Annotated in this window: 11 protein-coding genes; 4 read left to right on the top strand and 7 right to left on the bottom strand. The window is 31.0% G+C overall.

The window, feature by feature from the left end; translation table 11 throughout:
• Position 1: 1 nt before the first annotated feature.
• From WH52_RS12705 to WH52_RS12680, 6 genes are all read right to left on the bottom strand, one after another.
• Complete coding sequence (locus WH52_RS12705) at positions 2-1282, bottom strand: peptidoglycan DD-metalloendopeptidase family protein (RefSeq protein WP_086031337.1); 1281 nt, start codon at positions 1280-1282, stop codon at positions 2-4.
• Between the two features lie 96 nt (positions 1283-1378).
• Positions 1379-1861 (bottom strand): hypothetical protein, encoded by a 483-nt coding sequence (locus WH52_RS12700; protein WP_086031336.1) that lies wholly within the window; start codon positions 1859-1861, stop codon positions 1379-1381.
• Positions 1862-1878: 17 nt separating this feature from the next.
• Positions 1879-2661 (bottom strand): DUF3108 domain-containing protein, encoded by a 783-nt coding sequence (locus tag WH52_RS12695; protein WP_086031335.1) that lies wholly within the window; start codon positions 2659-2661, stop codon positions 1879-1881.
• A 98-nt stretch (positions 2662-2759) separates the two neighbouring features.
• On the bottom strand, positions 2760-3677 hold the full coding sequence (locus WH52_RS12690) for a tryptophan 2,3-dioxygenase family protein (RefSeq protein ID WP_086031334.1): 918 nt from the start codon (positions 3675-3677) through the stop codon (positions 2760-2762).
• A gap of 102 nt (positions 3678-3779) precedes the next feature.
• Entirely contained in the window at positions 3780-4940 is a 1161-nt protein-coding gene (gene hppD / locus WH52_RS12685; RefSeq protein ID WP_086031333.1) for a 4-hydroxyphenylpyruvate dioxygenase, read from the bottom strand.
• A gap of 20 nt (positions 4941-4960) precedes the next feature.
• Entirely contained in the window at positions 4961-6118 is a 1158-nt protein-coding gene (locus WH52_RS12680; RefSeq protein ID WP_086031332.1) for a homogentisate 1,2-dioxygenase, read from the bottom strand.
• A gap of 311 nt (positions 6119-6429) precedes the next feature.
• On the opposite strand from WH52_RS12680, the gene WH52_RS12675 reads away from it, so the two are divergent.
• From WH52_RS12675 to WH52_RS12655, 4 genes are all read left to right on the top strand, one after another.
• Positions 6430-8835: a TonB-dependent receptor gene (locus tag WH52_RS12675; RefSeq protein WP_086031331.1), complete on the top strand. Its 2406-nt coding sequence runs from the start codon at positions 6430-6432 to the stop codon at positions 8833-8835.
• A 384-nt stretch (positions 8836-9219) separates the two neighbouring features.
• Complete coding sequence (locus tag WH52_RS12665) at positions 9220-9522, top strand: hypothetical protein (protein ID WP_086031329.1); 303 nt, start codon at positions 9220-9222, stop codon at positions 9520-9522.
• Positions 9522-11603, top strand: coding sequence for a PepSY-associated TM helix domain-containing protein (locus WH52_RS12660; protein WP_086031328.1), 2082 nt, complete (start codon positions 9522-9524; stop codon positions 11601-11603). The genes WH52_RS12665 and WH52_RS12660 overlap by 1 nt, the downstream gene beginning before the upstream one ends.
• Before the next feature lie 43 nt (positions 11604-11646).
• The gene (locus tag WH52_RS12655; protein ID WP_086031327.1) at positions 11647-12171 is read left to right on the top strand and encodes a flavodoxin; all 525 of its coding nucleotides are present in this window, start codon (positions 11647-11649) and stop codon (positions 12169-12171) included.
• On the opposite strand, the gene WH52_RS12650 is transcribed toward WH52_RS12655, so the two are convergent.
• Positions 12168-12385, bottom strand: a 218-nt coding sequence (locus WH52_RS12650; RefSeq protein ID WP_143592165.1) for a 2Fe-2S iron-sulfur cluster-binding protein, incomplete at its 5' end; no start/stop codon positions are given. The genes WH52_RS12655 and WH52_RS12650 overlap by 4 nt on opposite strands.

Below are 12385 nucleotides of genomic sequence, written 5' to 3'. Positions count from 1 at the left end.
TTTAGTGATTTTCGATTATTTCTAGTTTCTTAGCTAAAATAGGTTTCTTTTTAGGAAACGGAATACTATCTAATTGATTTTTTAGAGGTTTGATAAACTCTAAATATGCTGGTTTAATTTCTGGATCTAAAGGTTCTGCCGACGGTAATTCTTCTCTAAAAGGATCTACTTGTCTACCATTTTTCCAAAAACGATAACAAACATGTGGCCCGCTTGTATTACCTGTCATACCTACCCAACCTATTATATCGCCTTGTTTTACATAGTCCCCTACCTTAACTTTTCTTCTTCTCATATGTAAATATTGAGTAGAATAAGTACTGTTATGTTTTACTTTTACGTAATTACCATTTCCTCCTCTTCGAGCAGATTCAACAACAGTACCACTGGCTGTTGTCATAATTGGTGTTTTTTCCGGAGCAGCAAAATCAGTTCCTCTATGAGGTCTAACTCTATTTCCGTATAACTTAATTCTTCTTCTTAAATTATATCTAGAAGAAATTCTATACTGAAATTTAATTGGTGATTTAAGAAATGCTCTTCGTAGCATATTTCCTTTTTCATCGTAGTATTCAGCAATATTTTTAACAGAATCTGCAATAAATCTGTACGCTTGTAAATCTTTTCCTTTATGATTAAAAACCGCTGCTTTTATTTTACCATAGCCTACTAAAGTCGTGTCGTTTATATAACGCTCTTCAAAAATCAATTTGAATTTATCTCCTTTTTGTAACCTTAAAGGATCTAAAGTCCAAGCATAAATATCAGCTACTCTAATTGCCATTGTTGGATGTAGACCTAAACTATCCATTGTCATGGATATATTCGAATAAATTTCACCAGCAATTTCTTTTTCTACAATCTTTACAGGTTCTTTGTAATTATATGCTGACACAATAGAGTCTTTAAAGTTGATAATTGTTGCATCTACTTTATTTCGTTTGTAAATAAAAATTTGAGCTTGTTCTAAAGAATCTTTTGAAGCTAAAATAATATAAGGTTTACCTGCTCTAACTCTCCTTACATCAAACGTATCTTTAATTGTAGTAGCAATTTGGTTTATTTTTGGATACATTACATGGTGTCTATCCATAATAATTCCAAAGCTTTCTCCATTCTTTATTGTATCGTTTATTACTTTGTATTTATCTAAGTTAAATCCGTAAGCATACACTGGTTTTGGTTTTTCAACCTTTTTTTCTACAATTACAGGTTCTTTTTTTTCTTCCTTACAAGAAAAAAGTATTGACAAAACAACAAAAGGGAGAATGAATTTCTTCAAAAAATAAGTGTTTAAATTGAAAATAATCGCAAAAATACAAATTAAAAGAGTTTCTTATAACACTTTAACAATATGTAAACACTTACATCAAAATAATTAGGGCATCCCATTTATTTTAAAATCTGAAGATTTCTTTTTGTCAAGATTTATATTTATTTTCCAATAACATTCTCCTCCATCATTTACACTCATGTAATTCTCTTTCCAAGAAAACATAACCTCATCAGGCGAATCTAAGATTTTACAAAAAGCATTTACGTGAAGTATTCTGTCTCCTTGATTATTTATAAAAGGTAATATCTGCTTATAATAGTTTCTTAAATATTTGTTTCTAGGTCTCTTTAAAAAAGAAAAGTTACTCTTTTCAAGTTCTTTTTTTAAGATTTCATCATAAAGTTTAAAATCTCTTTGACTAGGTATCCAACCTTTATACCCACTATTTTCATAAGGAGTATTCTTATAATCTGAACTTAATAAGATTACAGTTTTATCATCACACAGCGATTTTTCTTTTCTACAAGAAGAAAATACAACTACAAAAAAACAAAGAGTTATTGTATTTATAAATAGTTTATACACTTTAAAAAGAAAATATTTTATTTAGTAAAAGTAATTTCAAATGGATTTGCTAATCCTTTGTAAGCTTCTAATTCTGCTCTTAATGAACCGACTGATAAAGATGCTTTCATTTTGATTGGTATTTTATTGTCGTCGGCAGTAATCCAAACTGTTACACTTTCTTGAGCTTTAAACACTCTACCGGCTTGTACTAACGGACGAAACATTTGTGTTTTTACTTTACCAAACTTTGTTTTTATAGTTTCAAAACCTAAACACCTCAACTTAAAAGGATATATCTTATCGTCCATAAACATATCTACTTTTATTTCATCTCCTTTTTTAAGCTTCTTGGTATCATGATTTCTTAAAAAATAAAATGTAGATATCATGTCTTGAGGACTTTTTACCGATATAACGCTATCTTTTTGCTTTATAAAATCCTGAACATGGGCGGTATTATTCGTGTAATTAAATGTAGTATGACGATGTTTTTTGTAACCACCTTCATCAATCTTTCTTTTAAACAAGTAAGGTTTTATGTCATTCGGATCAAAATAACTTTCGTAAGTATCATCAACTTTAAAAAACCAACTTATCACTCCGCTAGTCCAACCTTTACCTGTAGCATGAATTACTTTCTTTCCATTTAACTCTTCTTCGTTAAGTTGTAAAACTGCAGTACCCGCTTTTAAAAAACCACTATAACTCATTCTATATCTCAACCATTCTCCTCCTTTAAATGCAGGAGGCATTTTTTCTTGAGAACTCATATTGGTGATTACAAAAACTACTACTAAAAGGGATATAATTCGTTTCATACTCTTCAAACTTATGAAATTAGAAAGACAATTACCATTCCAAAATAAAAAAAGAGGTTAAAATTAACCTCTTCTTAAACTTATATTTTCTTAAAAAATTAGAATGTTCCCCAGTTTTTAAGTTCTTCTTCACTCCATAAATACGGGAAGAAAATTCTTCTTTGATACTTAGGATGCAAGTATTTTCTCCAATTACTTCCTCCTGTGGCTTCCAACTCTTTGTCGCTTCCACCTAAATATTTACCTGCAGCATTATAATGTGCCATCACCCATTTTACATTTACCGTATAATCGTAATGACGCATTGCTTTTATTAATTCTTCATCTTTTTGAACAGCTTCTGGAAGTTGCTTAAATTTCTTAGATAAATTACAGTCATTGTAATCTTCCATAAAATCTATAAACTCACCCATATACTTTTTCTCAAATAACTTTAATAATGTCGTTTTTTGACCTGTAGAATAATTTTTTCCTGCGGCTTGCCAATACAAATGATCATAGGCATTTTTGAAAGAAGAGTTTCTATCAATAGTATCTCTAAAACGAGCATCGATTAAATTGATTAACTCGGTAGATGCAAATTCTATTTTACGGTATTGAGCGCTTTGAAATCCACTAGCAGGTGTCAAAGTATTTCTGAATTTTAAATATTGATCTACATCCATACCATCACCCATCACCGAAAAAGAACTACTTAAAACATCAAAATAACGACTAATTCTCATTAAGTGTTTGGTGAATTTTTCAGCAGAAATTTCAGTTGATTTTGCTACCTGATCTATTTCCCAAAGAATCATTTTAAACAACAATTCGTTTACTTGATGATACATGATAAATACCATTTCGTCAGGTTGCGTTGTTCTTGGTATTTGCAACCCTAAAAGTGCATCGGTTTGAATATAATCCCAATACGTTATAGGCTTACTCCAAAGTAAACCTTCTAACATAGCTTCTACAGGAACACCTAATTTTTCGTATTTATCTTCTATTGATTTTAATATATCTTCTTTACTCATTTTTCTATTTTATATAAACATTATTATAATTAATCACCATCTCCATAAGTAATTGAACCTATGAAAATGGTGATTTAATGTTTCTATAATTATCCATTAGGATTATAAAGTTCCTCTTTTTGCTTGTTCTCTTTCTATAGATTCGAACAATGCTTTAAAGTTTCCTGCTCCAAAACCTCGAGCTCCCATTCTTTGAATAATTTCGAAAAATAATGTTGGACGGTCTTCTACTGGTTTTGTAAAGATTTGTAATAAGTACCCTTCTTCATCGGCATCAATCATAATACCTAAAGCTTTTAACTTTTCGATATCTTCTCTTAAATCATGATCGAATTCTTGTAAGCGCTCTGGAACTGCTTTATAATATTCTTCTGGTGGGGTTGATAAAAACTCTACTCCATTGTCTCGTAATTGCGATACTGTTTTTAATATATCATCTGTAGCAACTGCTATATGCTGTACACCTGCTCCTTCATAAAAATCTAAATACTCTTCAATTTGAGAACGTTTTTTTCCTTTAGCTGGCTCATTAATTGGGAACTTAATTCTTCCATTTCCATTCGACATTACTTTACTCATTAATGCTGAATACTCTGTATGGATTTGCTTGTCATCAAAAGACAAGAAGTTTTCAAACCCCATAACATCTTCATACCATTTTACCCAAACATCCATTTGGTTCCAACCAACATTACCAACCATATGGTCAATATATTTAAGTCCTGCTGTTGGTGGATTATAATCTGATTCCCATTTTTGAAAACCTGGTAAAAATGCTCCGTTATAATTTTTGCGCTCCACAAACATATGAACGGTTTCTCCATAGGTATAAATTCCAGCTCTTACTACCTCTCCATCTTCATCAGTTTCAACCGTTGGTTCCATGTATGATTTTGCTCCACGCGAAGTTGTTTCTTTATATGCTTGCCTCGCATCATCCACCCAAAGTGCTACTATTTTTACACCATCACCATGTTTTACAATATGGTCATTAATTGGTGATTTACTATTTAATGGAGTCGTTAGCATTAACTTGATTTTGTCTTGTGTTAATACATAACTTACAGAGTCTGTAGCACCCGTTTCTAATCCACGATACGCGTGTGATTGAAAACCAAATGCTGTTTTGTAGAAATGAGCTGCTTGTTTTGCATTTCCTACATAAAACTCTACATAATCTGTTCCTAAAAGTGGTAAGAAGTCTTGCGCTCCTTCAAATATTTTTTCTAAACCGTAGTTTACTGATTTTATTTCTTTACTCATGATGTTGTTTGTTGTTTTTGTTACTCTAACCAAGATTTGTAATAATCTTCATCAGCTATTTTCATTGCTTCCTCTGTTACCTTTAATGGTTTGAATGTATCTACCATTACTGCTAACTCTTCTGTTACTGTTTCTCCAATACTTCTTTCAGTAGCTCCAGGGTGTGGACCATGTGGAATTCCAGCTGGGTGTAACGAGATATGTCCTGCATCTATATCATTTCGACTCATAAAATCTCCATCTACATAATACAGTACCTCATCCGAATCAATATTACTATGATTGTATGGAGCAGGAATTGCTTGAGGGTGATAATCGTACAGCCTTGGCACAAAACTACAGATTACAAAAGCATCTGTTTCAAAAGTTTGGTGTACCGGTGGCGGTTGATGTATACGTCCTGTAATAGGCTCAAAATCATGAATAGAAAAAGCATATGGATAGTTGTAACCATCATAACCAACGACATCAAATGGATGTGATGCATATACCATTTCTATGATTTCATCTTGTTTTTTTACTTTAATAAGAAAATCACCTTTCTCATTGTATGTTTCCAGCTCTTCTGGCCTTCGAATATCACGCTCACAAAATGGAGAATGTTCTAACAACTGCCCAAACCAGTTTCTATAACGTTTTGGTGTATATACTGGACGGTACGATTCAACAATAAATAATCTATTATTTTCATCGTCAAAATCTAGTTTATAAATCATTCCTCGTGGAATAACTAAATAATCTCCGTATTTAAAATCAAGATTACCATACATGGTACGAAGTTTCCCCGTTCCTTTATGAACAAAAATTACTTCATCCGCATCAGTGTTCTTATAAAAATAATCTTTAGTTGATTGTTTTGGAGCTGAAAGAATAATGTTACAATCAGAGTTTGTTAAAACTACTTTTCTACTTTCTAAATAATCGTTTTCTGGTGGAACTTGAAATCCTCTAAAACGATACGATTGTATATTATTAGCTTTTGCAACCTTTGGTGCAACAGAATATTGCTTACGAATTTCTTTAACCATTGTAGGTCTAAATTCATGGTAAGAGTTGGTTGACATTCCGTCGAAACCAATAGTACCAAACAGTTGCTCATAATATAAGCTTCCGTCTTCTTTACGGAATTGTGTGTGTCTTTTTGGTGGTATGTTACCTAACTTATGATAAAAAGGCATTTTATTAATGTATTAATTGTTAATGTATCAACGTAACAATGAAGTGCTACATTTTCTCAATTGATAAATTGTTACACTAGTTACTCCGGATTGCGTTTTATCATGAATTTTAAGTGCGCTAAAAGACCTTCCCAATACATCTTTTCTAGATTTAGTTGTGTACTTACAAATATACAGATTTTAAAAATGGTTATTCTCTTTTTAATTTTCTTTAGAAATTTATTTAAAATTAATCTAAATAAATTTTGTAACTTTAGTTTTGCTTTCTACATTTGCTGAAAATTATTTTTAACAAATCTAAATAAATACAAATGAAAAGAGTTTTACTAGCCATGTTTTTACTTATTACCTTGGCAATAACAGCTCAAAAATCGCAAATAAGCGGAAAAGTATTAGATAACAACAACAATCCATTGGTAGGAGTTAACGTTATACTAAAAAATTCAAAAATTGGTACTCAGACTGATATTGATGGAAATTTTGAAATTTCAAATTTAACTGAAGGTAAGCAAGAATCTATTGTTATATCCTACGTGGGGTTTAAAACCCAAACAGTAGCTATTACTGTACCACAACAAAACATTTCTATTACTTTATTTGAAGGAAACGAGTTGTTACAAGAAGTAATTGTTGATACTAACAGAAAAAATAAATTTTCTAGAAAAAAGACAGCATATGTTGCTAAACTTCCTTTAAGAAGCATCGAAAATTCTCAGGTATATAGCACAATTACCAATCAACTTTTAGTTTCTCAAAATGTAACTAACTTTTCAGATGCTTTAAAAAATGCTGTTGGTGTCGATCAGCTATGGCCATCAACTGGTAGAAGTGGAGATGGTGCAGGATATTATTCTGTTAGAGGTTTCTCTGTGCAACCTCAATTAGTAAATGGAATGCCAGGTATTACTAACGGATTCATTAATCCTTCTAATGTTGAACGTGTAGAGGTAATTAAAGGACCATCTGCTACTTTATTTGGTAGTACTGTAACCTCTTATGGTGGTTTAATTAACATAGTTACTAAAAAACCTTACAAAGGTACTGGCGGTAATATTACTGTTGGTGCTGGTTCTTTTGGCTTTAAAAAACTTACTGCAGATATCAACACAACAGATGAAAGTCAAAAGTTTTCATTACGCTTAAACGCAGGTTTTCAATCTGAAGATAGTTTTCAAGATGCCGGATTTAGAAAATCTCACTTCATAGCTCCTGCAATTTCATACCAAGCAAATGACAAATTAACTTTTAATTTAAGTTATGAGTTATCATCAACCGATCAAACAAATCAAGTTTTCTTATTCTTAAACAGAGCAGCTCCATTAACCTTTAAGAATATTACAGAGTTAAATTATAATACAGACTTATCATTAACAAATGATGATGTTTCTATTAAAAATCCAACTCAAAACTATCGTGGAGAAATTGCATATAAAATAACTGACAATTGGTCTTCTCAAACAATTATTGCAGGAGGAAATGCAAAATCGCAAGGATACTACACGTACTTGTACAACTTACGAGCTAACATGTTTGGTTTATATGCTCAAAACACTAATGCTGAGACTAACACTTTCAACTTACAACAAAACTTTACAGGTGATTTTAAAATCGGAACAATTAGAAATAGGCTGGTAGTTGGTGTAGATTACTTAAAGTCACAAACAATTGATAATAGCTCTAATTGGAGGGGAATACACGTTGTAAATCCTCAAGGGCAAGTAATTCCTGTTCCTGCTAATTTTGGTTTTGCCAATTTACCTATTAACAAAGCTAATATTAATTCAGTATTAGCAAGTGCTGGTAATGTAAATACAGATGTAAATCAAAACATCTTTGGAGCATACATCTCTGATGTAGTAAATATTTTACCAGAATTATCAGTGATGGCTGGTGTTCGTTATGATCGTTTTAATTATAAAGGAGATGAAAACAATCCTTTAGATGATGCAACTGCATATACCAAGTCTACATTATCACCCAAATTTGGAGTAGTATACCAACCAATTTTAAATAAAGTGTCTGTTTTTGCGAATTACCAAAATGGTTTTTCGTACGTGAACCCAGAATTGACATTGATAGATCCTAATAATCCAGCAGTTGGAACACAATTACTATCATTTGACTTAGAAAGAGCTAATCAATTTGAAACAGGAATAAAAACCAATCTTTTCAACAATAAATTGGAAACTACCATTAGTTATTACAATATCTTGGTAAGTGATAAAATTATTGGTTTTGGTCCTTCTAAAGTACAAGATGGAAAAGTAAAGAGTCAAGGAATCGAAATAGAAGCTAATGCAAATCCAATTGACGGATTAAATGTTAGAGGTGGTTTTAGCTACAATGACTCTAAAGTATTAGAATCTGCTTCTAACCCGGCAATAATTGGTAATAGATTTGGAGAAGCCGGAGCAAAGTTTAACTATAACTTTTGGGCTGATTATAAGTTTGGACAGGGTACTCTTAAAAACTTTGGAATTTCAGGAGGATTTAATGGAGCAAGCGATTTTAACACTATGGAAAACTACCCTATCTCTGGAGAATTTATTCTACCAGCATATACAGTATTTAATGCTGCTGTTTTTTATGAAAACAATACTATTAGGGCTAGTGTAAACGTAAACAATTTAACAAATGAAACCTATTATAAAGGATGGAGTACTGTTACACCTCAACAACCAAGAGCTATTTATGGTGCATTAACTTATAAGTTTTAATAACGTTCGTTTGAATTATTTAACACTACAAAGCTCTATAATCAGAGCTTTGTAGTTTCTTTTTAAAAATGATTACAAGTATTCTTTTTTTACTTTTAACAGGTTCTATTTTCCTGTATAGTACTTCTAGCAAAACAATGTTAAATAACCTAACTTCAAGCATAAAATTATCAAATTTTATAGGAGTTTCTTTATTAATAATAGCATTATACATCGCTACGATTTATCTAGGAACTTTTTCAGGTTTTTTGTTTTGGTTAATTTCATTTATAGTTTTTCTAAGCTTAGTTATTATTATCTATCCTTTAAAAATTATCAACTACAAATACCTTATTGTTCTAGTACTTTTTTCTCTTTCTTTCGAAATAATTTCATCTTTTTAAAATGCCCGCTAACCCAAAATATTTAACACAATCAAATTCTCAAAAGCTCGCAAAACTTTCAGCAGGAATTTTTGGAGGATATATAGTTTCTGCATTACTCCACATATGCTTAGTTGTATGGCTACCTAATTCAAAAGAGATTTTAATCACAATTATATACACTCACTTTATTATTTGGGGACTTTTATTAATTATTCCTTACTTATTTGATAATGGTTGGAAAGCTTGGGGAATTTATATTCTTTCAGCCATTCTTCTTTTTACAATTTATCAATTTGGCAACCAACAAAATCCATTCGTCTAATGAGTAACAGAAACTACAACGTGTTTTTTAACACACATACTGTTAGTGGAATTATTATTAGTGTTGCTTTATATGTGATTTTCTTTGCAGGGGCTTTTGCTTTATTTAAAGATGAAATTGAAGCATGGGAAGAAGGAAAACACTCAAAACACATTGCTAGAGAAAATATAGATTTTGACTCTTTATTAAAGAATTTATCAAAAGAAAAACATTTAACAAGTAGAGATTTACGATTTTATTTAGATAATACTAGAAACGACATCTACCTATTATCTTCTCCTGCAAAAGACACTCTAAATATTCCCGAAGAAGCTAAATATCAAAACTATGAAGCAATTAACATTCATACTTTAAAAACTGCAACTTACACTGAAAAATATAGCTTAGGAGAATTTTTATATCGCTTACATTTCTTTGCCCAAATCCCAATCTTTGGTGTTTATCTTGCTGGTTTTGTTTCCTTATTTTTCTTATTTGCTATAGTTACTGGGGTAATCGTTCATTGGAAAAAAATTATTTCAAATTTTTATCAATTTAACCCTAAAAATGCACTCAAGCGAGTTTGGACAGATGCGCATACTGCTTTAGGAATTATTGGCTTGCCTTTTCAATTTATGTATGCTATAACTGGAGCTTACTTTTGCTTAAGTATTTTTGTTTTAATTCCAGCTAATTTTTTATACAATGGAAATCAAAAGAAATTAATGGAAGACCTACGTCCTGACCAAAAAACTTACGGATGGACAGGTAGTACTCAAAAAGAATTACCCAGCATAAATCAATTCATCCAAAAGAACTCTTCTCGTTGGAATTATTTTAATCCTACATTTTTACTCATAAAAAATTATGGAGGAGAAAGCATGAAATATGAATTAATCGGAGAACTAAACGAAAAAGAACAATTTTTAAGTATCGGTTATATTTCCTATGATTTGAAAAGTAATCATACAACAGTATTAAGAAACCCTACTAAGGCAAAATATACTGACGATATTCAACAATCTATGTATCGTTTACACTTTGGGAATTTTAACGGAAAATTATCTAAAGTAATATATTTCATTCTTGCTTTAATTACCTGTTTTGTAATTATTACTGGGGTTTTAATTTGGATTGAAGCCCGTAACAAAAAAAGTATGACGTTAAAACAACGTTTATATACTGCTAAAGTAGGTCATATTTATTTAGCTATTTGCCTGTCTTTATTTCCTGTAATAGCATTATTCTTTTTAGTTGTAAAACTATTACCAGAGGCATACCAAACCCAAAAAATGGGAATTCTATATAATTATTTCTTCGGAATTTGGCTTTTAGCCACCTTATTCTTCAGGTTTAAGCGTGATAATTATTTCACAAACAAAATTACTTTATTAATAGGAGCTGTTCTAGGTTTTTTAATACCAATTGTTAACGGAATTGTATCAAATAACTGGATATGGAATACCTATAAAAATAAACAATACGACATTTTAACCATAGATTTATTATGGATTTCACTTTCAACAATAGCACTTTGGGTCTACTTTAAAATTAAACCAAAACCCGAAATGCAAAGTGCCTTTAACAAACACCCTATAGACTATAAAAATCGAAAACAATTATTAGCTACAGAAAGAGAATTGAATCAATCGGAGTTGAAAACAAATCAATTAGAAACAGAAAAAATAGAAGATCAAAATTACATACCTATGAGAACAAAAATAGTTATCCTTTGGATATTTTTAGGAATTGGATGGATTGTACACCACATGTACGGTTTATTTAATATTTATTATAACGAAACTTTAGTAATGGAAGGAGCTACAGGAGAAGCCCCTTTAATACATCATATTTATCGAATCTTATTTGAGGGAATGTGCTTACTATTTGGGCTATTAACCTTAGAAATTTCTGAGAAATGGTTTAAAATAACCTCATTAATTTGGGCTAGTATTGCTGCATTATACAATGTATATCATTTTATTGAGGCCATCTTACACGAAAGTAGTAATATTTCAGAAATTTTTATGCTAATACTAGTTACCATAGCAAGTATCTTTTTAGTTAAAAATTTAAACTCTTGGCGAAAAGAAAACATATAAAATCTATGCCTAAAAATGTTAAGTGTCCTTTAATTTTAAATTGATGAATAAAATTGCATTAATCTACGGTTCAGATACTGGAATGACAGAAGAAATAGTTAGCTCAATTGTTGACGATTGGACACTTACCGATTTAGAGGTAATAGAAGTATCTAACGTTACAAAAGATGATTTTAAACGTTTTGATTACTTTATTTTAGGGCTTTCTACTTGGTACGATGGTGATTTACAAAGCGACTGGGAAACTTATTTTGACAAAGAATTTCAACAGATTGATTTTACAGGAAAAACTATAGCTATTTTCGGATTAGGAGATCAATATGGTTATGCTGAGTATTTTATTGATGGCGTAGGAATTTTAGCCAAAGTTATTTTACAAAACGGGGGAAATCTTATAGGATCATGGTCAATCAAAGAATACGATTTTGCCGAATCTAAAGCAGAAATAGATGGTAAAAATTTATTTTATGGTTTAGCTATTGATGAAGATAATGAGCCAGAAAAAACACCCGAACGTTTAGCCAATTGGCTACAGCAAATAGAAAAAGAGTTTCAACAAGTAGATTAGCTCTCAGGAGCTAATTCTACTTCTAAGCCATCCATTTCTGGTGTCATTTGTATTTGACATCCTAAACGACTGTTATCTTCTACATAAAATGCTTCCGCCAACATCGCATCTTCATCATCAGTCATTTCAGGCAATTCATGGTCTGATTTCACATAACATTGGCAAGATGCACACATAGCCATACCTCCACAAATACCAATGGTTCCTTCTGGAG

Source organism: Tenacibaculum holothuriorum, assembly GCF_002120225.1.
Classification (GTDB): Bacteria; Bacteroidota; Bacteroidia; order Flavobacteriales; family Flavobacteriaceae; genus Polaribacter; species Polaribacter holothuriorum.
This window is presented reverse-complemented; position numbering and strand designations above follow the sequence as displayed.

What these genes read in the sequence shown, in the direction of transcription:
- WH52_RS12655 (WP_086031327.1), top strand. Translation starts at nt 11,647, where the DNA reads ATGAATAAAATTGCATTAATCTACGGTTCAGATACTGGAATGACAGAA.
- WH52_RS12665 (WP_086031329.1), top strand. Translation starts at nt 9,220, where the DNA reads ATGCCCGCTAACCCAAAATATTTAACACAATCAAATTCTCAAAAGCTC.
- hppD (WP_086031333.1), bottom strand. Translation starts at nt 4,940, where the DNA reads ATGAGTAAAGAAATAAAATCAGTAAACTACGGTTTAGAAAAAATATTT.
- WH52_RS12690 (WP_086031334.1), bottom strand. Translation starts at nt 3,677, where the DNA reads ATGAGTAAAGAAGATATATTAAAATCAATAGAAGATAAATACGAAAAA.
- WH52_RS12680 (WP_086031332.1), bottom strand. Translation starts at nt 6,118, where the DNA reads ATGCCTTTTTATCATAAGTTAGGTAACATACCACCAAAAAGACACACA.
- WH52_RS12695 (WP_086031335.1), bottom strand. Translation starts at nt 2,661, where the DNA reads ATGAAACGAATTATATCCCTTTTAGTAGTAGTTTTTGTAATCACCAAT.
- WH52_RS12660 (WP_086031328.1), top strand. Translation starts at nt 9,522, where the DNA reads ATGAGTAACAGAAACTACAACGTGTTTTTTAACACACATACTGTTAGT.
- WH52_RS12675 (WP_086031331.1), top strand. Translation starts at nt 6,430, where the DNA reads ATGAAAAGAGTTTTACTAGCCATGTTTTTACTTATTACCTTGGCAATA.